Here is a 24,215-nt window from a genome sequence, read left to right as displayed (position 1 = left end):
GAGGATTTATTGCAGCACCGGGGAAAAGAAAACGAAAATTCTGTTCGGTTAATCGGGATAAAGTCAGAAGTTAAAACATAAAAGAGTATCCGCAAGGCTGTCCTTGCAGATACTCTTTAAGAATGGCCTTCCTTTCCTTGGCTCTGTTTATGCATATCAGCCATATGAATAGCCATTTGGAAAAGAGATAGACTCCTAAAATAAAAGAAGTAGCCTACTCTTTTATAGATATATCATATAGTGCCACTGCTTGCGGTGTTCCGGAGGCTGAGGCAAGCATCAGATTAGAGGCGGACCGCAATTCTCCTGTCCGAATGAATAGCTTTACATCCTGGGCTAAAATAATAAATTCTTCCATTGGTACCTCAACATGTGTTTGTGCTTGAAAAAGCTGAGTTATCAACTGATAATATTCTGGGTTTTTTTCAGCCAAGGTGTTCATAATAACGTAGCTCTCAAAAACCATTTCATTGAGAACTGCTTTCAATGTCTGTGGAAGATCAGGGATCCCTCCTACCAAGGAGATATCCACTACATTACCCCCGACAGGAATTGGAAAGCCAGCGTCACAGATAAGTAGTTTATCCCCATGACGCAGCTTTGTCAGCTCGGAGAGAAGCTGCGCATTTAAAATTCCGGACTTTTTCATAATGGAATCTCTCCTTTTTAAAATTCAAAAATGACTTTAATGCCCTTACGACTTTCCACTAGGCGAAACCCCTCCTCCCACTGCTCCAAAGGGAGCCGATGGGTAATAACATCACGTACATCTAATTTGCGTAGTTCCATGAGTTTCAGGCAGTTTTTCCAGCCTTGATAGTCATAAGCAAAATGACCCTGAATTCGGATTCCCTTATTGACATAACGGTCTAGAGAAACGCCTACTGGCCCAGCATCATAACCGACTTTGATAAATTCACCGCCCTTTTGTAGCAGGGCGAGCGCTACCTCAAGAATCTGATTTTGACCAGCACAATCAATCAATACCGGAACCATTTCACCGTTTGTAATGTAAGACACCCGTTGGAATACGTCCTCCTCCTTAGAGCAAATCACATGGGTAGCACCGAACTTTCGGGCAATTTGGATACGATCTTCATTGCGAGAGCGGTTGACTGCGATAATACGTCCGGCACCCATCAGATGGGCAATCTTTATCGCAAGGAGGCCAATCGTCCCTAACCCGAAGATCAGTATATCCTGACCTGGTATTAAACTGCTTTCTTCTACGACGGCCTTATAGGCATTGCAGATGGGGTCCATGAGACTTGCTTCCGCAAAGGAAACATTGTTTGGAATAGTGTAAAGTGACTGAGGATTAACGGATAACAGGTGCCCGGATATTTTGACGTAAGGGGCGAAACCTCCGTCCATGCCGGAACCTAGACCTACTCTGTGGGCACACATTAAGTAATTGCCTTTGGCACACATATCGCATTTACCACACAGGTCACCACTGTTGTCGGATACTACTCTCTGACCGATCTCAAAGCCTTTGATGTGTTTGCCCACTGCGGCGATTACCCCGGAAAACTCATGACCCAGAATCACAGGAGGCCGCAAATTTTCTGAGTTCCCCAGATTCTTCATCCGTATGTCAGAGCCGCAGATTCCAGCCGCCTTTACTTGGACTAACAGATCATCGTCCCCAATTTGAGGGACAGGGCGTTCCATGAGCGTGAGGTGCCCTGGACCTTTTTCAGTCTTAACAAGAGCTTTCATTATAGTTTCCATTTGACACCTCCCCTTGTTAGAGTTTACGCATAGTATCCAGGTCACGCTTCGCTGTCTGGAACACACTCCCGGTGTTACCCATGGGGGGAAGGTGATAGAAATTTTCCGTGATGTACCAGCCGTCGTATCCAATTTCATGCAGTGCGGCAATACTATCTTTAAAACGGCCATAGCCCTTGCCAAGCTGGCAAAAGCCAGTCATTTCCTTTGGACAGTCTTTTAAATGGACGTGGTCGATCCACTGTGTCCCAAAATGCCTGATTTCTTCCGCGGGATCGCCTTTCAGAAATTTGATGGGATTCAGAATATCGTAGCACAGTTTGATCCCAGAACCCACATAGTTTAAAATTTCCTTGATATAATGCTCCTGGAGGATGCTTTCGTAGACTAGTTGGATGCCACAGTCCTCCGATATATGGGCCGCTTGTTTTAGCAGCTTCGCAGTACATTCTATATCATAGCTATTGATAATACTACAAGAATCATAGGAGGTCACCAGTAACGCGGGGATATTCATGGCCTGGCAGGCCTCCAATCCCTTACGGATACTATATAGCGCATGCTTGCCCGCCTCACTATCCACCGGTTTCTGGAGCCCACCTTCCCGAACTAACGTGAACAGGTGCATGGATTGTAGTTGGACCTGGAAGCGACTTGATGCTTCCAGATAGGTCTGTTGGATGTGGGGATCATTCAGTGGAAAACAGTTCCTTGCTCCACCAAGATCGCCTATCTGGATACCATCAAAGCCAATTACCCCAGCGTACTCAATAGCGGAAGGACCTGTTACGGCAAATGACCACTCACAAATTCCGCATTTTTTGCTCATTTGCTTGCTCCCTTCCGTGTTAGGCGTCGAGTACGTAGCTGTCGCATCACCAAAGCCATTAGGAGGGTTTCCTCTCCTTCGAGAGCAAACTCCGGCCCCAAATCCACACCAAAATGGAATTTCATCATGGCCTTTTCCTGATTTACCAGCATGCCCATACCGTTGAGAACACGCAGCCCTCTGGCCTCTGCACGGGCTAAGATGGAGGTGCGCTCTGGATTAAAAATAACGTCTGCTACACAGGCATCCTTGGGGAGAAGATCTATAAAGGTTAAGTCTTCATAATCACCCTGGTGTCCGCTCATGCCCAAACTAGTACACTGAACTACTAGGTCAGCTTCTGGAGCACAGGAACACAGATTCTCCAGCGTCATGGACATTGCTGTAGCCTGAAGTGTAGGGAAATATTTTTTTAAAGATATGGTAATTTTTTCCGCCTTAGATACAGTGCGGTTCAGAATGACCACAGAGGATGCACCCCGCTGGCATAACTCTGCTGCGATAGGACCGGAGACCGCTCCAGCGCCCAGCATCAGGACTTTAGAGCCATAAATAGGAAAGCCGGAGTCTTCGATAGCCATGACCATACCAAGACCATCTAGCCCCACACCGATCAGTTTCCCATCTCGAATCTTTACATGATTCACGCAGCTGAACTCCCGGCTAAATGGCTCTACTTCGTCGCAGAGGGGAATAATGTCACTTTTGTGGGGCATAGTGATATCAAACCCCTTAACACCCAATTGCTTACAGGACTGAATGAACGCCGGTAATTCTCCTTTTTTGACCACCACATTCAAGTTCACTGCATTTAGATTAGCCAACTCGTACATCCGGTTATGGATGGTGCAGGCACAGGCGTGGTCCAAAGGATCGCCGATTTGAAACAATAGCTGAGTATCTACATCGTATTTGACTCGCATTTGTGTTGACTCCTTTTCCAAATAGTGGGAAGCCTCCTGGACCTGTTTAGATCTCAGGAGGCTTCTTCCTTCCTGACCAGAAACACGAAGTTTCTAGATCAGAATTTTAGGATACACTTGACGACTTCGTTGCCCCTGTTGATAGCCGTGTCAAAGGCCTTGTCTACATCCTCAAAGTCGAAAATATCAGGATCTACTGCCTTGAGGTCGATATCACCCTTTTCGATTAGCTTAATGGCTAGGGGGAAGATATTGCGATAGCGGAAGACCGAGCGAATGTCTGCCTCGATTTTTCCGAGCTCATTAAATTGGTAGGGAACTGGATCTGCAATGGTACCGACCTGGACAATTACGCCGCCTCTCCGAACTGCAAAGACGTTCTGCGCAGCTGTCTGGGCCCGTCCGGCTGTTTCAAAGACGACGTCCGCCCCCTTCTCGTCGGTCAGTTCCTTAAGCTTTTCAAGCATATCAGTTTCGGCTACGTTGATGGCGTAGTCGGCACCCAACTCAAGGGCCTTCTCTAATCGGTTCTGAAATATATCCGTGACAATGATTTTCTGCGCATTCATTGCTTTACAGGACAGCAGAGTCATTAGACCTATGCAGCCCATGCCGGTGATTAGGACTACCTTAGAGTTGTCTACCTCGCCCCGGCGGGCAGCGTGCATTCCCACGGCCAGCGGCTCAATCATGGCACCCTCCAAGGTGGAGACGCTCTCAGGCAACTTGAAGCAGCCACGGGCAGGATAGGCCATGTATTTCTTAAAGGCTCCGTTATAGGGCGGAGTGGCCATGAATTTCATGTCCTCGCATAGGTTATACCGCCCGGTCATGCAGTATTCGCAATGTCCACAGCCCAGACCTGGCTCCATGACGACCTTGTCACCTACGGTCACATTGGTGACCTTAGAGCCAATCTCTAACACCTCGCCGGTACATTCATGTCCCAGGACATAGGGAAAGGTGACCTTACGGCGACCAATCCCACCAAAGCGGAAATAATGCACATCGGAACCGCATACACCGCAGTATTCCATCTTAACTAAGACTTCATCGTCTTGAATGACCGGCATTTCGCAGGGGAATACTTGAATTTTTCCTGGTTCCAACAGTAGAGCTTCTCTATTTTCCATCAAAAAGACTCCTTACCATGTGGTTCAGATCCCAAGCGCGGCAGGCAGCCAGGTGATGGCCTGAGGCACATAGGTGGTGAACATCAATACGGTCAACGCCCATAGGAAGAAGGGGGCTAGGTCCTTCAAGAGCTTATCAATGCTACAATTTGCCAAACGGGCGGAAACGAACAGATTGCCAGCCATAGGTGGAGTAATCATACCGATTTCCATATTCAGCAGCATGATAGCAGCAAAGTGGATGGTTTCCACACCATAAGCGTTAGCCACAGGCAACAAAATGGGACCCAGCAAAAGAATAGCGCTGTTGGTTTCCATAAACATACCGGCTACCAGCAGCATCAGATTTACCAGCAGCAGAAATATGTATTTGGAGTCCGTAACCGACATCAGAGCATCGGTTACTTCCTGTGGGATCCCTGTCAGGGTGACCATCCGCCCAGTAATTGCGGACAGGCCGATGATCAAAGTAATACTAGCGGTGGAGACGGAGGAATCGCTGATTACAGTCAGCAACTTTTTCTCAGGCCAGCGTTTTTGTGCCAGTGGAAGGAATGCCCAGCCGACCAGCAACCCATAGAATACGGCCACACCACCGGCCTCGGTGGGAGTAAAGATGCCGCCATAGATACCTACAAAGATGATCAAAGGCATCAGAATCGCGGGGATGGCCCGCCAGGTATTGATTCCAATATTCTTGACATAGGGGCCAAAATTGAAAGGCTCAGTACATTTGGCCTCTTTCCGCCCCATACGAAAGTAGTTGATGACGATGTATCCAGCACCTACCAGAACGCCCGGTACGATGGTGACACACCAGACAGCCATCAGGTTGGAGCCAGACATCATGGCAAACATAATGCCAGGGATACTAGGAGGAATCAGGATACCTAAAAATCCAGAGGCGGCAATCAATGCGCCGGAGTAGGGCCGGGAATAGCCCCGCTTTTCCATCTCAGGAATCATCATAGTGCCAATAGCGGTACAGGTAGCCAGGGAGGAGCCAGTCAGAGTGCCAAACAACAGGGAACAAACCACGGCGGTAGCTCCTGTGGAGCCCCGCAGGCGGCCCACCATGGAGTCCACCCAATTGAGCAGAGAGTTTGAGATACCATTATATCACCGGCGATGATAAAGGCTGGGATGGCCAGGAAGGTAAACGAGTTCAGACTATTAAAAACAGATGTGCCAATAATTCCAAAATTGACACCGGCACCAGCCATGGTAATGAGAGTAGCTAAGCTCATACTGACAGCTACTGGAATACGGAAAATGGCAAACAGCATGAACAGCCCAAGAAACACAACGAGCCAATGCATTTACTGCTTTCCCTCCTTCATTTCCTTCAGGTCCTTTGAAAAAATACCTGCGGAGGTGAAAATTTCTATAAAGTAGTGGACTGCACATAGTACCATGGCAGCCACTACCGCGTAGCCGACATAGCATAGGGGAATAAGCATAGCGGTAGAAAGGTGATTCTTCGCCTGCAGGTCCAGGGAATAGGTGAACATCACGCTGCTCATATAAATAAAGAATCCACAACACACTATGCTTACAAGAACATCCACAGCGGAAAAAATTGCCTCCTGCCGCTTCTCGCCCTTGACGAACTTTCCACAAATAGTACCGAGAAAATCGATGACAACATGCTTGTGTTCATAAGTAGCACAGGCCGCACCAAAGTAGCTGGTAATGACAAAAAGATATCGCATAGCTTCTTCGGACCAGGCCAGAGAGGATTGGACTACATAACGGAAAAAAACCTGGATAAACATGATGAGCATCATGGAGATAAAGGTAACTATGGCAATAACCCGCTCTCCCTGGTAGAGCCGCTTGCTGATGAGTTGCAGTACATTCATAGATGCCTCTCCTTGTTCTGTTTTGCCGTGACAGGTGACGCTCTGCCCCACCTGCCACGGCCGGTAACCCAAAAGGTGCGATTCCAGTTTAGCCAGCGAGGTTTTCGTTAATATAAGCCATAGCATCCTGGTTGAACATTCCAGTGATGCTTTCGTCAGCCCATACCTTAGTAGATGCTTCCTTCATAAAGGTACTTAGTTCCTCGGTAGTTTCAACGATATGCATCCCGGCCTTTTCCATCTCCTCACAGAAGCCATCAATTGCGGCTACCTGATACTCATAGGCTAAAGCGGTATAAATCTCGGCCTGTTCGCTCAAAATCGTCTGCTGATTTTCAGACAAGGACTCATAGACATCCGTATTAATGCACAGCATATTGGCGGCATAGGCGTGGTTTGTTTTGGTCATATAGCTCTGGAAATCATAGAACCCGTAAAAATAAGTGTTCAGGGGGCCGTTGTCCTGACCATCAATAACATTTTGCTGGAGGGCAGCGGCCACTTCGGAAACAGACATGGCCACAGGATTACAGCCCAGATTCTCGAAGAAAGAAACATACATAGGGGAGTCTACTACACGGATTTTGAGGCCGGATAGGTCACTGGGAGCCTGTATCTCGTGTTTCGAGTTGGAAATCCAACGGAAGTCGCCCTCAAGCAGTTGGCCCAGAATGGTCATGCCATTTTCAGCCATCACGCTGCGATAAATATTGCCCAGTTCACCATAAAGATAATGATCTTCTGCGGATTCACGGGTGGGGAACAGGTAGGGCAGATTTACAAAGCCAAGCTCAGTAATAACGCTGCCAATGCTGATATCAGCCATATGCATCATTTCGACAGAACCATTCATAACACCCTCGATAATCTCACGGTCGGACCCCAATGCTCCGGACAGATCCAGAGAAATCTTAATAGTACCGCCAGACTCCTCCTCAACCGCTTCAGCAAAGGCCTGTAGAGCCGGATACTGGGGACTAGTAGTAGTCAAACCGCCGCCCATGTGAAGTGTGACACTCTTCTCAGCGGTGTTGCTGCTGTCAGCTCCGTTGGTGCCACTACTGGAACTGTCGTTGCTACAGGCAGTTAAAGAGATGGCCATTGCCAGTGCAAGGGAAAAAGCGAATAGTTTTTTCATTGTCAAAACCCTCCTAAAAAATAATGGTTTATTTTTTGCGCTCATTTAAAATTCTCTTCCTCAATACGAGCAATCTCCTGCTGGGCAAACTCTAAAAATTCATGTCGGTCTGCGGGAAAACCGACCTTAAAGGGTGTTTCGAGAAAAAGATCCAGCATTTCTTCCGCAATTGCGGGAGTAAGAACTCCGCCACCCAGGCACATGATGTTAGCGTTGTTGATTGTCTGGCACATACGTGCCTCATACGTGTTATGGCAGAGCACCGCATAGATGCCCTTAAACTTGTTTGCGACTACGCTCATTCCAGCCCCAGTGCCACACAGGAGGATCCCTCGGTTAAAGTGCCCCTGCTGGATTTCACGGGCAGCCTTACACGCCGTGTCAATATAGGAAATAAAGGCGCCGCCCTCCTGCATCCCCACGTCGGTAACTTGATAGCCATGGACTTCCTCAAGTCGATGTTTTAGAGCATCCTTTAGCGGTACAGCCAAACGGTCAGCGCCAATAATGATTGTTTTATCCATCTCCAATGACACCTCTTGCCTTTAATATTTCCGCTTGAGGACCTGTTTTGCTTTTTCTACAATGAAGCGGAAGCTTAGTCCGTACTCATCCATCAGGTAGCGCAGGCTTCCCACATCCCCAAAACGGTCCATATTGGCCACACGCTCCATCGGTACCAGACAGTGCTCTACCAGATACTCTGCGACAGCAGAGCCGAGCCCTCCGTTCACATTATGGTTTTCAGCAGTGACGATGGCACCCGTTTCCTTGGCTGCGGCCTCCACCGCATCGGTGTCTAGGGGCTTGATGGTGAACATATCGATGACTCGGGCTTCGATGCCCTCCTGGGCTAATACCTCGGCAGCGTCAAGTGCCTCGGATACCTCAATACCAGAAGCAATAATCGTTAGGTCTTTTCCGTCGCGCAGTTGAACAGATTTGCCGAGCTGAAACTCCATGCTCTCATCATATACACGGGGAATGCTAGTACGTGGATATCGAATAAAAAATGTGCCGTGAGTGTCAGCGATTTGAGGTAATAGCTTGGCGGCCATCACCGTATCGCATATGTCTACGATGGTCATCTCTGGAATGGCCCGTAGGGCAGCGATATCTTCGTTAGGGGTATGGGTGCCGCCATTGAGGGCGGCGACTACACCGGGATCGCTGCCTAGGATCTTAACGTTTTGTTTGGCGTAAGCACAACTCATAAAAATCTGGTCTAAGGCACGGCGGGCAGAAAAACATCCAAAAGTATGGACAAAAGGAATAAAGCCCTCGCTTGACAAGCCGGCAGCGACACCTACCATGTTGGCTTCGGCAATGCCACACTCAATGATCTGCTCTGGATATTTGTTCCAGAGCCCGTAAGTGCCGATGGCTCGCATAAGGTCTGCGTCCAGAGCGACAATTTGTTTACCTTCCAGAATCATCCTTTCAATGGACTGCGCATAGATAGTGCGCATCTCTGGATCTTTAATGTCCTTTCTATTTTGGGCTAAGCTTCCAATCATAGCAAAATCACCTTATTCTTTATCTTGAATTACCCGGAACCCTTTATTTTTGAAGGAAAAATTCCGCACAGGCCTCTGCCGCCTGCTCTGCATTGACCTTGAAGTTATGGTTGTTCTCCAGTGTCTCAGCATAGGACCAGCCTTTGCCCTTTACTGTATGTAGAATGATAGCGGAAGGTTTGGACTGTTCTGCCTTGGCTAGTTCAATTGCGGCCCAGATCTGCTCCACATTATTCCCGTCCGGCACGTCAATAACATTCCAGTTGCTGGCTTTAAATTTTAACTCAAAATTGGGAGGGCCTCCCACTTGTTCCACCGTGCCATCAATCTGCTTTCTGTTGTAGTCCACAAAGGCAATTAACCTGTGGAGATGCTTGGCGCCAGCGAACATGGCAGCCTCCCAGACCTGACCCTCTTGACTCTCGCCATCTCCTATGATTACATAAGTGTAGTTATTGTTCCCTTTTAAATGACATCCCAGTGCAATACCAACTGCGGAGGAAATTCCTTGGCCCAAGGAACCAGTAGTCATATCTACACCAGGGGTACGGTTCATATCTGTATGACTGGGAAGATTTGTAGGGGGCTGGTTCAGAGTGTCTAACATAGCCATTGGAAAATATCCCTTTAGACCAAGGGCTGCATACATAGCAGGACCGGCATGGCCTTTGGAAAGAATAAAACGGTCGCGGTCCTCCCATTTTGGATTTTGGGGATCAATTTTCATTGCGCCGCCATATAGACAAGCCAGTACATCTGCGATGGACAGACAACCCCCTACATGACCGACGCCGATTTTGGAGATCATCTTGATACACTCGCTTCTAATTTCAGCCGCAAATCCAGTTAACTTTGTTTTCTGTTCCTGTGTCATCATAGCTCAGTTATACACCATCCTTAATAGATTGCTTTTTGAATCATTTGAGCGTTCGGTATTTTTTATTTCTGGTTATATTATGTTCTTTTATGTATCATAATATATTTTTTTGAAACAAGAAAGTCAACATATTTTTTGTGAGAGGTAAAATATTTATTAAAAATATACAACTTGTTTTTCTTTTATTGGTTGTTTTGACGAAAAAAAGTTTAAATTAAATAAACGGAATTTTAAAAATATAAAAAGTGCTGTAACATAGTTGACATTAAGTAATAAATGTACCATAATAAATTTAAATTTATAAAAAATAGAGGAAAGCTGGTGATTCCTTGACTGCATCAGAAAGACGCAATACAATTATCAATTATTTGCAGACCAAGCAAGACTGTGATGTAAATGAAATTATTGACCAGTTTGACGTTACGCCAGCGACCATTCGCCGGGACTTGACTTTTCTGGAAAACAGCGGAAGTATTAGCCGTACCCATGGTGCGGTACATCTTGTAAAAACGCCGGCGGTACCCGGATTCTTGACTAGAAATACTTTGTTTGCGGAAGAGAAACAGGCAATGGCTCGTGTGGCGGCGCAAATGGTGCAATCGGGAGATTCTGTCATGCTGGACTCCGGCACGACCGTGCACGCAGTAGCGATTGAAGTTGGAAAACGGTCAGATATTACTCTGATAACGAATTCTTTGTCGATTGTTTCTGCGCTGGAGGCACCCAAACAGAATATTTTGCTTACTGGCGGGTTGTTTGAGTATGATAACCTGGCTCTAGTTGGTCCGGATGTAGAATTGTTCTTAGATCGAATTTCTGCTTCAATCCTATTTTTAGGTGCTACAGGGATTCGTGGATGTGACGGGCTGACAGTTATTTCACCCCTCCAGGCGGGAGTAAAGCGAAAGATGATCCAATGTGCGAAAAAACGTGTATTGGTAATTGATAACAGTAAATTTGCATCAACTGGAATGGTTTTATTTGCATCCTTTGAAGAAATAGACACAATTATTGTAGCCCGGCCAATTGAAGACCCCATTTTGAAACGGCATTTAGATGAAATTGGTGTTCAGGTAATTGTGGCGTTGCCCGAACAAGGTTAAAAGAGAATATATTAAGAAAGTGTTGCGTGAAATCGCGAAGACGGCGATTTCACGCAACACTTTTTTGCTTTGTATAGAGTTCTGAAAAATACTATTTCTTTATGAGAATAAGAAACTCATAAAAAATCCATTATTTTATATTGACAAATATTTTAGGCTAGATTACAATAAACGAAAAATAAATGATATTAAAATAAAAATAAATATTATCTTTTGGATAATAAAAGATAAAAAATATGAGAGATGGTGACTGAATATGAAAATTACTATTGCGGCAGACCCAGGAGGAGCAGAATTAAAAGAAACAATTAAAAAGCACTTAGAAACCTGCGGATATGACGTGACCGACAAAGGAAGCAGGGAGGGAGAACGTGTCCTGTATCCTTCGGTCGGGGATGTGGTAGCTTCTGATATTCAAAGTGGCAAAGCGGATGTGGGCATTGTACTATGCGGAACTGGAATGGGAGTCAGTATTGTTGCCAATAAGCACCGCGGTGTCTACTGTGCTGTGGTGGAGAGCATATATGCCGCCTACAACTGCCGTGAGATTAATAATTGCAACTGTTTGGCTTTGGGCGGCAATATCATTGGGCCTGGTCTTGCTATTCAAATCGTGGATACGTTTTTGAACACAAAATGGAAGGCGGATGCGGATGAAGTGCGCGGTAAACGCTTGGAAGCATTTCTGGATGCAGTTCGTAACATCGAGGATAAACAGTTCCGGACATGAACATAAGAAGCTGTGTTCAGGGAGACCAATCCGTCTGTATTTCACGTAGTAATCGAGTTTTATATCAAAGGAGATTTTATTATGAATACACAGGAATATCTGGAGGAACTGATTGGAAAGGCCCGTACGGCACAAAAGGAGTTTGAAACCTATACCCAGGAAAAAGTGGATGAAGCGGTGAGGGCTATTGGAAAGTCCGTCTATGACCATGCGGAGGAACTGGCAAACCTGGCAGTGGAGGAGACCCGAATGGGAAGGGTAGATAGTAAAATCGCTAAGTGCCGGAACAAGGCCAAAAGCACCTGGTGGCGGATGAAGGGAAAGAAGAGCCGCGGTATTATCGAGCGGGACGAGAAGAACGGGATCGTCAAGGTGGCCAAGCCAATTGGCGTGGTAGGCTGCATCACTGCCACCACCAACCCAGTGATCAATCCCATGCACAACTCTATGTGCGCCCTGAAGTGTGGAAACGCAGTGATCATTTGTCCCCATCCACGGGCGAAAAAGGTAGGGGTAAGAACAGTGGAATTGATGAACGAGGCACTAGACCAACTGGGGATGCCCAATAATCTGATTCAGATTATTGCGGAGCCTACCATGGAGCTGTCTGCTGGACTGATGAAGTCTGCTGATTTGTGTGTCTGTACCGGCGGTCCAGCACTGGTCAAGACGGCCTACTCCTCTGGAAAACCTGTGTATGGCGTGGGCCAGGGCAACGTCCAGGTGCTGGTGGACCGGGATGTGGACTATGATGAAGTGGCCAAGATGGTTATTGCGGGCCGTACTTTTGACAACGGAGTGCTGTGTACCTGTGAGCAAAATATCATCTGCCCCCGAGACAAGGCGGGAGAGATGATTGCGGCAGTTAAGGCTAACGGAGCCTATTACATCGGGACCCAGGGGGAGGCGGACAAGGTGCGGGACAGCGCCTTCCCAGATGGTGTGTTCAACAAGGCTTGGACCGGAACGACAGTGCAGGAGATAGCAGAGCTGGCCGGGCTGAAGGACGTCCCCCAGGATGCCAAAGTTATTGTGTGCTGCACCCACGGATACGCTCGGGATGAGGTGCTGTCCAAGGAGAAGCTGTTTCCCGTGCTGGCTCTCTTCCTGTACGACACCTGGGAGGATGCTATGGAGATTGCTCGGGCCAACCTGGCGGAAGAGGGGATGGGGCACAGCGTGGTAATTCACTCCAATACCCAAGAACATATCGAGGCAGTCTCATTTGTAGTTAATGTGTCCCGCTATGCGGTCAACCAGGTGGGCGGTACCGCATTGGGCGGAGCTATGGATAACGGGTTAAATCCCACCACCACCCTAGGCTGTGGTACATGGGGGAATAACGTCATCAGTGAAAATCTGTGGTACACACACCTGATGAACGTGAGCCGTATTTCTTATAAGGTGCCTGAGATGTATATCCCGACGGATAAAGAGATTTGGGCTGAGTAATACAGACAAGGGCCTGTTTGACAGATTGAATGTGAAAGTCCGGCTTAAAGAAGCCGGACTTTCATATTGGAAAAAAGAACCTGGGTTTCAAATGGAAGAAAAAATGTGGAGCGGTCTAAAAAGTAAGTTTACTACCCCAGAAGTAGCGGCAAAGGCAGTCCGTCCAGGGGACTGGGTTGATTATGGATTTGGAGCGGGATTTTCAGAATTGATGGACCGGGCGCTAGCAGAACGCAGAGAGGAACTGACTGATGTGAAGATCTGCGGAGGGCTGGTGATACGGCCGCGGATTGAGGTAGTGGAGTGCGACCCGGAGCAACGGGCGCTTTCGTATTATAGTTGGCACATTGAAGACTATGAGCGGGGACTTCAGACTAGGGGATTGGTAAAATTTACACCAGTTATGCTCCGCTCCCTGCCTTATCAGTATCGGGACAGACATATTCGCTGTGATGTGGCCTTTGTGCCTGTTTCTTTGCCAGACAGCCGGGGATACTATGGTTTGGGCATTTCCAATTACACATGGCGGACCATTTTGAAATGCGTGCGGACGGTAGTTTTCGAGATAAACGAGAGACTTCCCCGGCTACATGGGATGGATTTCATAGGGTACATGTTAGCGAGGCGGACTATATTGTGGAGGGGGAGCATGAATCTCTGCCTCAACGCAGCTATCGGGAGCCCAGTGGAGCGGACCTTGAGATCGCCAAGCTGGTGGTGAAGGAAATCCCCGATGGAGCGGTGCTGCCCCAGGGGTGGGGAGCGTGCCCTTTACTGTGGTCAAGCTGCCAGCTTGGTCAGATCGGAAGGACCTGGGCTGCCACACAGGAACGATCAGCGACGCCTTTTTAGAGCTGTGGAAGGCAGGTAAACTGACCAATGCAAGAAAAGAGGTGGAGCGCATCGGCCGGATGAGCAATGTGATCAGTATCAATGGCGGAGTAGAACTGGATCTTATGGGACAAGAAAATGCAGAATCTGCTGGCACCCGTCGGCTCTCAGGCATTGGAGGACAGATGGACTTCTTAGAGGGAGCCTACCGCTCCAGAGGAGGAAAAGGTTTTATCTGCTTAAATGCTGTTCATAGATACAAAGACGGAACACTAAAATCGAATATTGTCCCATACTTTTTCAGTGGAAGCGCTGTTTCTGTGCCCCGGACGATGGTCCAATATGCAGCAACCGAGTATGGGATAGCGAGGATATCTGGACAAACGCTTCGAGAGAGGGCAGAGGCTATGATCGCAATAGCCCATCCTGATTTTCGGGACAGCTGGGCGCAATACGCTCAAGAGCACTTCCAGTAGAGAGCGTGGAGAGGAGAAGCCTTTATAAAAAAGTGCCGGATGGGGACAGTGCTTCCCTATCCGGCGCGCCTCTACAGCGATAAAATATTTAAAAAGTGGTTGAATTGCTGACTGTGAAAGGTGTTCTGTATCCCGATTGTTACGGAAATTTTAGAGTTCTGCCTCCTCACTTTTACTACTTTACTACCTGCTTCACCGAGCGCATATCAAACACAGCGGAATTTGAAATGAAAAAGTTGGAGCAAAAGTAGGCTAAATTACAAAAGTTTAAGAAAAATCCAGAAAATTGTAATATCTCACAAATATTTCGCGAAATAAAGAAGAGATATTGCGCAGAAAGATGAGCCGTGATATAATACACTCACCCAATGAGGGAAAAAATGGAAAGCAAATCCCCCGGGGGATTTGCTGTGTACGACCGTACACAGCAAATGGTTTGAGAACCAATGAAATGGTTCAATATCGAAGAAAGGGAGCGAAAAAATGAAAAGAACAAAACAAGCGATCGGGATTTTGCTGTCTGCGGCGATGATGCTGGCTATGCTGGCTGGCTGCGGCGGAAAGCCCAGCACCTCTCAGGGCGGCAGGGACAACAGTAGTGGTGCCGCAAGCGGTTCGAACAGCCCCTCCCGTGGAAATGTGATGATGACTTTTGGAACTGGTGATACTGGCGGTTCCCTATATCCGGCTGGCGCGGCGCTCTCACAGTTATGGACCAACAGCGTTCAGGGTGTGAAGTGCAATACCCAAACCTCTACTGGATCCTTCCAAAACGTTCAGGATGTGGCCAGCGGCGAAGTGGATGTAGCCGTGGCTACCGCCGACGTGGTGCTGAATGGTTACAATGGAGTCGAACCCTTTACATCCGCACTGGAGAATGTCCGGGTTATCGGTGCGGTTTACACCTCTGTTTCCAGTGGCGTAGCGCTGAAGGAGTCCGGTCTGGAGTATGTCCATGATCTGCTGGGCAAGCGTGTTGCTGTTGGCCCCGCCGCTTCCGCTACTGAGAACTCCTGCTTGGATGCCTTCGAGGTTATGGGCATCAGCGCCGAGAATACCAGCCTGGAGAACCTTGGGCTGGGTGATGGTGCCGATTCTGTGGGCGACGGCATCATTGATGCGGCCTTTGGCTTTGCTGGGCTGCCCATTGGCGGACAGCTCAACTTGGCTGCCACTAAGGACATTGTGGTCCTGAACTATACCCAGGAAGAGATCGACGACATTCTGGCTGGAAACGAGGCATACATTCAGTCCACCATTCCCGCGGGCACCTACACTGGTCAGGACTATGATACCTTGACTTTCGGTGTGAAGTGCCTGGTCATCGTGAGCGCGGATTTGGACGAGAGCCTGGTCTATGATATGTGCAAGACCATGAACGAGAACTCTGCCGATTTGGCGGCCGGCAACGCTATCCTCAGCGAAATGACCGATCCCTCCTTCCTGTGTACCAACATGCCTATTCCCCTGCACCCAGGCGCTGAGAAGTATTATGCCGAGCAGGGCCTGATTTGAGCGCCCTGAGCTACAAGGTTTGGTAGTTTCAATATCAATGCGCTAGCGGCCGGAACTGAGGAGCCCTCGGCTCCGGCCTCTCTTTATGTAGGACACGATACTGTGTGAATCTGTAGTAAGGAAAGGATTCAATTTTATGGCAGAAAAAGAGTACAAGGAGATCGACATAACCTCGTTGGACAGCGAACTGGCCGCGGCCAAAGCCGTAGAAGATGGGAGAAAGGACAAATTTATCAAGATTGCTACCATTGTGGCGATCGCCATGACGATTTTTCATATCTACACCGGGTTCTTCGGCCTGTTTGATTTTGTGACACAGCGAGGTGTCCATCTCAGCTTTGCCCTTACCTTAGTGTTGCTGACGCAGCCCCTTTATAAGCACGTCTTCAAGGACAAGTTTGCCGGGAATAAAGGCTTCCGGATATTTTGCCGGGTGGTGGATATTGCCTTGATCGCCCTCACTTGGCTGGCTTGGTGGATGGCCCAGGATGAGGTGCATCACATGACCGAACGCCTGAGCCAGACAACATGGATGGCCGTCTTTGCTGGTGCGGTTCTGGGTCTGGTAGTTCTGGAGTGTGCCCGGCGTGTGCTGGGCTACATTATGCCTGTGTTAGCTCTGATTTTTGTGGCCTACGCCTTGGCTGGGCCCCATCTGCCTTGGGCTATTGCTCACCGGGGCTACTCACTGGAGCGTATTTGTTCCTTCCTGGCCACCGACTTGGACGGCTTATTTGGTACGACAATGAGTGTGTCGGCCACCGTCATTTTCATGTTTGTAATGTTTGGCGCATTTCTGGAATCCTCCGGCTGTTCCGATTTCATCAATAACATCGCTATCTCCCTGACCGGAAAAATCAAGAGCGGCCCTGCCCTCTCTGCAGTGGTGGCTTCCGGACTGATGGGCTCCATTAACGGTTCCGCCGTAGCCAACGTGGTGGGCACGGGCACCTTTACCATTCCGCTGATGAAGTCCCGCGGCTACAAGCCCGCTTTTGCTGGCGGTGTGGAGGCGGTGGCCTCCACTGGCGGCCAGATACTTCCTCCAGTTATGGGCTCCGGTGCCTTCCTAATGGCGGCATTTACTGAAAACCAGTATATTACGATCTGTATTGCCGCCGTCATTCCTGCCCTGTTATACTATTGGGGCTGCGGAGTGGCGGTTGTCAGCCAGTCTGAGTTGGCGGACATCAAGTTAATGGATCCCAAGGATGTGCCCAAATCCCGGGACGTGATGAAGACCGGCTGGATCTATCTGCTGATTATTGCGATCCTGCTGTATTGCCTGTTGGTGGCCCAGTATTCCCCGCTGTACTCCGCCCTGTGGGCGACCTGCGCAGTGCCTGTTATCATGCTTTTTGACAAGAAAAAGCGATTCACCCTAAAAAGCATTTTGCCTGCCATGGCAAAATCTGCCTTTAGTTCCATGTCCATTGTTATCGGTTGTGCCTGCGCCGGATTTGTGGTAGGCATGGTGTCTCTCACCGGTATCGGAGTCATCTTCGGTGACATGATGATCCAAGCGGCCCACGGCTTGCTGTTCCCTTCACTGCTCTTTACTGCTATCACTTGTGTTATCCTGGGCATGGGCCTGCCCACCACAGCGGCCTATGTCATTGCCGCCTCTATCCTGGCTCCCTCCCTGATCAAGCTAGGTCTGCCTGCGCTGACCGCCCACCTGTTCGTGTTTTATTTTGCCTGCCTGTCTGCCATTACACCTCCTGTAGCCCTGGCAGCCTATGCTGGCGCTGGTATCGCAAAGACAAGCCCCATGACAACGGCAATCGAGGCATGCAAACTGGGCTTTGCCGGATTCATGGTGCCATTCGCCTTCTGCTATAATGAGGCAATGATGATGCAAGGCAACGTGGTGGATATTATTTCGGTGGCGGTTTCAGCCATTGTTGGTACGGCTGTGATTTCCGCGGCCTTCCAAGGCTGGTTGCTGTGGAAACTGAATATCCTGGAACGGACAGCCTTTATCGTAGGTGGTCTGTTAATGTTCATTCCTGGAACAGTGACAGACCTGATCGGTCTTGCTATTGCGCTTCTCCTGATCTTGATTAACATGAGAAAATGGAAGAAGATAAAGCAATCTGTGTAGCCTGACATACATAGGAATTCTTTATAACATATGTGAGAGGCTCGGAACTGTTGATGACAGTCCCGAGCCCTTTTTTGCCCACTTGCCATAAAGTGTTTAAATTTGGAACAGCTTGCTTGAAGATAAAAATTCCAAAATCCCGAGGAATTGAAAAAGGCGGGAGGGGCTGGGCGTCCTGATGGGAAAATATGCGATACCACGTACTATTTCCTTATTGGCCGCGGCGTTGTATAATATGATAAAGCAGATTTTTGCTGCCAATATGGTGGCCTGTCCGATCACCATGGTGGCACAGGTGGCGGAAGTGATAATCAGGACGGCTGCTTTTCCAGCATCAGCATAGGAGCGGGACGCGCCGAGGGGGCTCATCGGGGCACTGGGAACGCGGCTGTGCTCTGCGTGTGCTCCTACCTGCCGCTGCCGATGCTTTTAGGATCTGGATAGAGTCCTGAATTCTATGCCGGGGTTAAACCTGTTGACTTTTTTGATTGTGGCGCCGGTCATCCGAAAAATCTATCGAGAGCTAAATGAGGAGGAACGAATATGAGCAAGACAATCATTACCATTAGCCGGGAGTTTGGCAGCGGGGGCAGAAGTATCGGAAAATCAGTGGCCGAGGCTCTGGAGATCCCCTACTACGACAAGGAACTCATCAAACAAGTGGCGGAGAAGACCGGCTTCGCGCCAGAGTATGTAGAGAATGCGGGGGAGTACGCGCCTGGAAAGTCCATTCTGGCCTATTTCGCCGCCTTCAGTGGGCGGGCTGATGTCATGGGCGGCATGAACGCCTCCGACTTCCTATGGTGTATGCAGCGCCAGGTCATTCTGGATCTAGTGGAAAAAGGTTCCTGTGTGATCGTAGGCCGCTGCGCCGACTATATTTTGAAGGATAACCCAGACGCCTTCCATATCTTTGTCCACGCCGCTCCTGCCTTCCGGGCAGACCGGATCGTCCGTCTGTACGGTGAGAGCGAGAAGAAGCCGGAGGAGCGGCTGCGCGACAAGGACACAAGGCGAAAGGTCAACTATAAGCACTTCACCGGCAGGGAGTGGGGGCGCTGCCAGAACTACCACCTCTCTCTGGACAGCGGTGTCATTGGCGTTGAAAAGTGTGTTTCCATGATCGTGGAACTGGTCCGGTCCAGATAATAGAATAGAAAAGCGCCGGACGGAAAGATACTCTTTCCAGCCGGCGCTTTTGCTGCCAGACGGACGGAAACATCAGTCGGAGATCTGTCCCAGACGCTCCATGCGGGTGCGCTCCACGTCGCTGAAATAGTCGAAAAGCTGCTCCAAAAAGAATTTGGAATAGTGGGACAGATAGCGGTCCTTCATGCGGATGAGAGAGAGCCGCTGGGACAGGGGCTCATTCCGGTAAAGCAGGGGAAAAATGTTGATATCCGAAGGGATGTTGTCCCGCTGGCTGACCAGGTTCGCCTGGGAGCAGAAGCAGGCGGCCAGTCCCTGGAAACAGGCGGTGATGCCGGCCTGGGTATAGGTGCTGGTGATATAGGCGCGGGGAATCAAATTGGCGCTTTCAAAACACTGGTTGATCTGGCGTCCCATACGGTTGTCAAAAATGCAGAAGGGGAGCTTGGAGAAGTCCTCCACATGGGCGCCGGAGAGGGCCTTCCGTTTCAGCATCGGGGCCTGTTCTCCATAGTAGGACTGAAGCAGGGAGTCCGCGACACAGAGATAGACCTGGTCGTCCATCAGGTGGTGGGTGACCAACTTGGGGTGCTCCTCCCCATTGAGGGTGATAGCAAAGTCGAGGGACCGGTCTAATACCAGCGGCTCCAGACGGGGTGTGATGGTGTCGGTAATGTGGATGTCCACATTGGGATAGCGGGCAGAGAACTGGGGCAGGACAGCGGGCAAACACATATTTAAGCGCAAGGCGCTGGCGCCGAAACGGAGGACGCCCCGCTCCTGCTGCTCGATATCGGACAGAATGTCCTTCAGATTGGTCTGTTCCTTCATCATCACCTCCGCAAAGGCCAGCACAAACTCCCCTGCCGTAGTCAGGGAGAGGGACGGCTTGCGGTGAAGCAGCCGAACGCCATAGTAGTCCTCCAGACGTTGGATGTGGTTGCTTAACGTCTGCTGGGAGATAAAGAGGCGGTTGGCGGTGCGAGTCATATGCAGGTCCTTTGCCAACTCGGAGAAGTAATATAGACTGGTCAAATCCATACATACCTCCACAAAATTTTTTTGTTAAAAACTCAAAAAAACTCCGTTTGATTTTTGCATACCACTATATTACTATGAAACTACAAAATCCGCAACGCAAAAAACAAGGAAAGCAGAGGAGGAATTGATTATGTCTGTTGGCAAGAGGATCTACCTCAAGCGCGAGATGCCGGACCCCGAGATCATGGCGCAGTTTAAGAGCATTCCCGCATCCAACACCGCCGATGTCATGGGCCGCAGCTGTGCCATGAACCCCCGTATCAAGCTGGTGAGTCAGCCAAAGGACCAGATGATGGTGGGTCCGGCCTATACCGTCAAGGGCCGGGCGGGGGACAATCTGGCTCTCCACGCGGCGCTGAACCTGTGTCAGGAGGGGGATGTGCTGGTGGTGTCCAACGAGGAGGACGATACCAGAGCTCTGATGGGCGAGGTGATGATGGCTTACCTGAAGTATACCAAAAAAATCGCCGGTATCGTTCTGGACGGCCCCATTCGTGACATCGACGAGATTGGACACTGGGATTTCCCGGTCTACTGCACCGGAACTACCCCTGGCGGCCCCTATAAAGAGGGTCCCGGCGAGATCAACGTGCCCATCTCCTGCGGCGGTGTCAGTGTTAACCCTGGGGATATTATCCTGGCTGATCCTGACGGAGTGATCGTGATCCCCAGAAAAGACGCTCCCGTGATTCTGGAGGAGGCCAAGAAATTCCAGGCCGCGGATGAAAAGAAGCTGATTGCGGCCAGAGAGGGTACCGCAAACCGGGCCTGGGTGGAAAAGACACTGGAAGAAAAGGGGTTTGAAATCATCGACGACGTATACCGGCCCTGAACACATATTTCCCGCCAATACAACGACATAAGGAGAGAGAACCATGAGTCCAATTACGATCGCACTGATCATTCTGGCAATCACTGTCGTCCTCTTTATCTGGGAGCCGATTCCCATCATCGTCACTGCCATTGGCGCGTCTATCGCGTTCGCCTACACTGGTCTAATTACCATTGATGATATCTTTACCGGCTATAACAGCACAACTATCGTTCTTTTGGCTGGTATGATGGTGATTGGATCGTCCCTGTTCCACGCCGGCATCACCGATTTGATTGGTGAAAAGATGGTTCGTGTAACGGGTAAAAGTGAAAGGAATATCATTCTTGCCACATTGATCGTGTCCTGCGCCCTCAGCTCTGTATGCAGCAATATTGGTGTGATGACTGCAATGGCTCCCCTGGTTACCGCCATGTGCATCGCCGCCGGAGTTGGTCCCTCCAAGGCTCTGCTCTCCCTGCTGTTCGGCGCTCAGTTTGGAGGCTTTGTGACCCTGGTGGGTGTCGGCTCCAACGCCACGGCCAACAGTGTAATGAGTGAATTGGGCATTACTCCCTTCGGATTCTTCAGCATCACTCCCTTCGGCATCGGTATCTGCATCCTGGGTACCCTGTACTTCACCTTTATAGGGCGCAAGCTGATCCCCGACACCGGCTATGTTCCTGAGTTTGCCAAGACCGATAAAAAGCCCTTGGACAAGAGAAAGGCCGCTATTTCTGTGATTACACTGCTGTGCGTGCTGGTGGTGATCGCGGCCAGCCCCAAGAACATGCCTATGCATGTGGCAGCTGTGATTGGTGCTCTGATCATTGTGGGTACCAAGTGTATGACTGTCCAGGAGGCTATACGGGCTATTGACTGGAACTGCATGTTGCTGGTTGGTTCTCTTACCGCAATTTCAACCGGATTCAAGAACAGCGGCGCGGGTGATGCCGTGGCGGAACTAATCTTGAAGATCCTGGGCGAAGATCCCAGTCCCTTTATGGTTACGACTGTGATCTTCTTTGCCGCCGCCATCCTGACCCAGTTCATGTCCAACATTCCCTCTATTATGCTGTTCCTGCCTATCGGCATCTCCATTGCCGAGCAGATCGGTGTCAGCCCATATCCTGTGGCCATGACTATCACTTTGGCGGGTGCCGCTTCCTATGCCACCCCCTTTGCTGCGCCCCAGAACATGATGACGGTCGGCTGGACCCACTACAAGTTTGTGGACTTCTGCAAGATTGGTCTGCCTATGCTGTTGGTCACCTATGTGGTGGTGGTTGCGCTGGTTCCGATTTTCCTGCCTTACTAAAGAAAGAGGTGCACGATGGAAGACCTCCTAAAGGGCGCATATGACCTGCATATCCATACGGCTCCTGATGTAGTTCAACGGAAATGCGGAGATCTGGAGCTGGCCCGGCGGCTGGTCCATCGGGGGATGGCCGGGTGCGCGATCAAGAATCACTATTTCGATACTGCCGTCCGGGCGAAACTCCTTCAAGAGCAATTTCCTCAGCTGAGAGTTGCGGGCGGCGTGACGTTGAACCGTTCTGTTGGGGGTGTAAATCCCGATGCGGTGGAGCGTTCCGCCCAGGCGGGCGGCAAGCTGGTCTGGTTTCCCACCCTGGAGGCCCGGTCATACCAGCAATATCAGCATCGGAACGAGCCCAGTGCAGACCTGTCCCGGTTTTTGTCGGTCTGCGATGAAAAGGGAAATCTCCTGCCCCAGGCGCTGGAAGTGCTGGATGTGGCCACACGACACCAAATGGTGGTGGGGACTGGTCACATTGGGGCCGATGAGGGTATGGCTCTAGTCCGGGCTGCGGCAGAGCGAGGCTGCACCGTTGTCTTGACCCATGCGGATAACCCGGCCGATTGCTATTCGATCCAACAACAGCAGGAGGCCGTGGCGTTGGGAGCCTATGTGGAACACAGCTTTTTTACCACATACCACAACAGGACACCTATCGAGGAGATCGCCCGGCAAATCAGGGCGGTAGGATGTGAACATGTGCTGCTGACCACAGATTTTGGTCAGCTGAATTCCCTCTATTCTGACGAGGGTATGGAGGAATATGCCCGGGTGCTGATGACCCAGGGATTTACCGCAAAGGAGTTGGGGATCATGATGCGGCAAGTGCCTGAGCGTTTGCTGGAAGGGATGTCCTCCGCAGACTAAGGAGTGTAATAATGAGTTATAAGGTTTTACTGCCCCAGCCGATTCTACCCGAAGGCTATGCCTATCTCCGTGACCACGGCTATGAAGTAGTGGATGGACGTGGCTTTGCGGAGGAGGATGTGCTGGCGGATGTGGCTGACTGTGACGCCATGATTGTCCGGACCGCTAAGATTACCGCGAAGATACTGGACAACGCCCCCAAACTGAAGATCATAGCCCGCCATGGGGCGGGCTATGACGGAGTTGACTTGGAGGCTGCCCGCCGCAATAAGGTGCTGGTCACCACTGCCGGCGGGGCCAACGCCATCTCGGTGGCGGAGCTGGCGATTTTCTATATGCTCTACTGCTCCCGGAATTTTAAGGCCGTGATGGCCCGCTGCGAGAGCGACTACCGCTATGCCAAGATGGGAATCCCAAAGACCGAGCTGGAGGGCAAGACCTTGGGCTTGATCGGCACGGGCAACATCGGAAAACTGGTGGCGAAGAAAGCGGCGCTTGGCTTTGATATGAAGGTAGTGGCATATGACCCCTTCGCCCGGGAGCTGCCGGACTACATTCAATTAACAGAGGATCGGGACGAGGTGTTCCGCTGTGCCGACTATGTGTCTCTCCATGTACCCGCTACCAAGGACACTGTTCACAGCATCAGTGACCATGAGTTTGACCTGATGAAGGAGAGCGCCTTTCTCATCAACACTTCCCGAGGAAAGATCGTAGACGAGGCGGCGCTGATCCGAGCCCTTGAAGCGAAGAAGATCGCGGGAGCCGGCCTTGATGTGGTCGAGCAGGAGCCCTTCGACTTAAA

General features: G+C 49.9%; 24 protein-coding genes and 1 pseudogene. 13 read left to right on the top strand and 12 right to left on the bottom strand.

All coding sequences use genetic code 11. The annotated features are described in order from the left end of the window. Positions 1-214 precede the first annotated feature (214 nt). The 11 genes and pseudogenes from rbsD to OCV64_RS01360 all read right to left on the bottom strand — a co-directional run bounded on the left by rbsD (position 215) and on the right by OCV64_RS01360 (position 10,013). Positions 215-649 (bottom strand): D-ribose pyranase, encoded by a 435-nt coding sequence (rbsD, locus tag OCV64_RS01415; protein WP_147572906.1) that lies wholly within the window; start codon positions 647-649, stop codon positions 215-217. Positions 650-666: 17 nt separating this feature from the next. Beyond that, on the bottom strand, positions 667-1,734 hold the full coding sequence (locus OCV64_RS01410) for a zinc-dependent alcohol dehydrogenase (protein WP_262669053.1): 1,068 nt from the start codon (positions 1,732-1,734) through the stop codon (positions 667-669). Between the two features lie 16 nt (positions 1,735-1,750). After that, a complete protein-coding gene (locus OCV64_RS01405) occupies positions 1,751-2,563 on the bottom strand; it encodes a sugar phosphate isomerase/epimerase family protein (protein WP_262669052.1) in 813 nt (270 codons plus the stop codon). Then, complete coding sequence (locus tag OCV64_RS01400; RefSeq protein ID WP_262669051.1) at positions 2,560-3,486, bottom strand: shikimate dehydrogenase family protein; 927 nt, start codon at positions 3,484-3,486, stop codon at positions 2,560-2,562. Before OCV64_RS01400 ends, OCV64_RS01405 begins: the two co-directional genes overlap by 4 nt. Positions 3,487-3,584: 98 nt before the next feature. Beyond that, complete coding sequence (locus OCV64_RS01395) at positions 3,585-4,619, bottom strand: NAD(P)-dependent alcohol dehydrogenase (RefSeq protein WP_186852388.1); 1,035 nt, start codon at positions 4,617-4,619, stop codon at positions 3,585-3,587. Positions 4,620-4,643: 24 nt separating this feature from the next. Continuing rightward, positions 4,644-5,866, bottom strand: a pseudogene (locus tag OCV64_RS01390) (TRAP transporter large permease). Between the two features lie 72 nt (positions 5,867-5,938). Continuing rightward, the gene (locus tag OCV64_RS01380) at positions 5,939-6,481 is read right to left on the bottom strand and encodes a TRAP transporter small permease (RefSeq protein ID WP_186852386.1); all 543 of its coding nucleotides are present in this window, start codon (positions 6,479-6,481) and stop codon (positions 5,939-5,941) included. An 88-nt stretch (positions 6,482-6,569) separates the two neighbouring features. Beyond that, positions 6,570-7,619, bottom strand: a complete 1,050-nt coding sequence (locus OCV64_RS01375) for a TRAP transporter substrate-binding protein (RefSeq protein ID WP_186852385.1) — start codon at positions 7,617-7,619, stop codon at positions 6,570-6,572. A gap of 41 nt (positions 7,620-7,660) precedes the next feature. Then, positions 7,661-8,143 carry an RpiB/LacA/LacB family sugar-phosphate isomerase gene (locus OCV64_RS01370; protein WP_186852384.1) on the bottom strand — a complete coding sequence of 161 codons (483 nt, stop codon included), beginning with the start codon at positions 8,141-8,143 and terminating at the stop codon, positions 7,661-7,663. A 21-nt stretch (positions 8,144-8,164) separates the two neighbouring features. After that, positions 8,165-9,136: a transketolase family protein gene (locus OCV64_RS01365; RefSeq protein WP_186852383.1), complete on the bottom strand. Its 972-nt coding sequence runs from the start codon at positions 9,134-9,136 to the stop codon at positions 8,165-8,167. 43 nt (positions 9,137-9,179) lie between these two features. Then, positions 9,180-10,013 carry a transketolase gene (locus OCV64_RS01360; RefSeq protein ID WP_262669046.1) on the bottom strand — a complete coding sequence of 278 codons (834 nt, stop codon included), beginning with the start codon at positions 10,011-10,013 and terminating at the stop codon, positions 9,180-9,182. A gap of 329 nt (positions 10,014-10,342) precedes the next feature. Between OCV64_RS01360 and OCV64_RS01355 the strand changes: the two genes are divergently transcribed. The 9 genes from OCV64_RS01355 to OCV64_RS01315 all read left to right on the top strand — a co-directional run bounded on the left by OCV64_RS01355 (position 10,343) and on the right by OCV64_RS01315 (position 19,373). Further along, positions 10,343-11,116 carry a DeoR/GlpR family DNA-binding transcription regulator gene (locus OCV64_RS01355; RefSeq protein WP_147572884.1) on the top strand — a complete coding sequence of 258 codons (774 nt, stop codon included), beginning with the start codon at positions 10,343-10,345 and terminating at the stop codon, positions 11,114-11,116. A 256-nt stretch (positions 11,117-11,372) separates the two neighbouring features. Further along, on the top strand, positions 11,373-11,846 hold the full coding sequence (locus tag OCV64_RS01350) for an RpiB/LacA/LacB family sugar-phosphate isomerase (protein ID WP_262669045.1): 474 nt from the start codon (positions 11,373-11,375) through the stop codon (positions 11,844-11,846). A gap of 81 nt (positions 11,847-11,927) precedes the next feature. Beyond that, complete coding sequence (locus OCV64_RS01345; RefSeq protein WP_147572880.1) at positions 11,928-13,298, top strand: aldehyde dehydrogenase family protein; 1,371 nt, start codon at positions 11,928-11,930, stop codon at positions 13,296-13,298. A gap of 91 nt (positions 13,299-13,389) precedes the next feature. Next, positions 13,390-14,019 (top strand): hypothetical protein, encoded by a 630-nt coding sequence (locus OCV64_RS01340; protein ID WP_243200929.1) that lies wholly within the window; start codon positions 13,390-13,392, stop codon positions 14,017-14,019. Further along, a complete protein-coding gene (locus OCV64_RS01335) occupies positions 13,935-14,150 on the top strand; it encodes a hypothetical protein (protein WP_262669161.1) in 216 nt (71 codons plus the stop codon). The genes OCV64_RS01340 and OCV64_RS01335 overlap by 85 nt, the downstream gene beginning before the upstream one ends. A gap of 59 nt (positions 14,151-14,209) precedes the next feature. Next, positions 14,210-14,605 carry an acetyl-CoA hydrolase/transferase C-terminal domain-containing protein gene (locus OCV64_RS01330; RefSeq protein ID WP_262669158.1) on the top strand — a complete coding sequence of 132 codons (396 nt, stop codon included), beginning with the start codon at positions 14,210-14,212 and terminating at the stop codon, positions 14,603-14,605. 483 nt (positions 14,606-15,088) lie between these two features. Then, entirely contained in the window at positions 15,089-16,120 is a 1,032-nt protein-coding gene (locus tag OCV64_RS01325; RefSeq protein WP_240288752.1) for a TAXI family TRAP transporter solute-binding subunit, read from the top strand. Positions 16,121-16,256: 136 nt separating this feature from the next. Further along, on the top strand, positions 16,257-18,224 hold the full coding sequence (locus OCV64_RS01320) for a TRAP transporter permease (RefSeq protein WP_186852379.1): 1,968 nt from the start codon (positions 16,257-16,259) through the stop codon (positions 18,222-18,224). 543 nt (positions 18,225-18,767) lie between these two features. Next, complete coding sequence (locus OCV64_RS01315; RefSeq protein ID WP_186852378.1) at positions 18,768-19,373, top strand: cytidylate kinase-like family protein; 606 nt, start codon at positions 18,768-18,770, stop codon at positions 19,371-19,373. Positions 19,374-19,445: 72 nt separating this feature from the next. Here the strand turns inward: OCV64_RS01315 and OCV64_RS01310 are convergent, their stop codons facing one another. Further along, complete coding sequence (locus OCV64_RS01310; RefSeq protein WP_147572874.1) at positions 19,446-20,414, bottom strand: LysR family transcriptional regulator; 969 nt, start codon at positions 20,412-20,414, stop codon at positions 19,446-19,448. Positions 20,415-20,544: 130 nt separating this feature from the next. Between OCV64_RS01310 and OCV64_RS01305 the strand changes: the two genes are divergently transcribed. From OCV64_RS01305 to OCV64_RS01290, 4 genes are all read left to right on the top strand, one after another. Beyond that, positions 20,545-21,246, top strand: a complete 702-nt coding sequence (locus OCV64_RS01305; RefSeq protein ID WP_147572873.1) for an RraA family protein — start codon at positions 20,545-20,547, stop codon at positions 21,244-21,246. Positions 21,247-21,289: 43 nt separating this feature from the next. Next, positions 21,290-22,543, top strand: a complete 1,254-nt coding sequence (locus tag OCV64_RS01300) for an SLC13 family permease (RefSeq protein ID WP_240288746.1) — start codon at positions 21,290-21,292, stop codon at positions 22,541-22,543. A 15-nt stretch (positions 22,544-22,558) separates the two neighbouring features. Next, positions 22,559-23,410 carry a DUF6282 family protein gene (locus tag OCV64_RS01295; protein ID WP_240288744.1) on the top strand — a complete coding sequence of 284 codons (852 nt, stop codon included), beginning with the start codon at positions 22,559-22,561 and terminating at the stop codon, positions 23,408-23,410. An 11-nt stretch (positions 23,411-23,421) separates the two neighbouring features. Then, the coding region (locus OCV64_RS01290) for a hydroxyacid dehydrogenase (protein ID WP_262669043.1) at positions 23,422-24,215 on the top strand (794 nt) is incomplete at its 3' end.

Source organism: Muriventricola aceti (genome assembly GCF_025567565.1).
Lineage (GTDB): Bacteria > Bacillota > Clostridia > Oscillospirales > Oscillospiraceae > Lawsonibacter > Lawsonibacter aceti.
The sequence above is the reverse complement of the archived record's forward strand: the minus strand, read 5'-3'. Positions and strand labels throughout refer to the sequence as shown.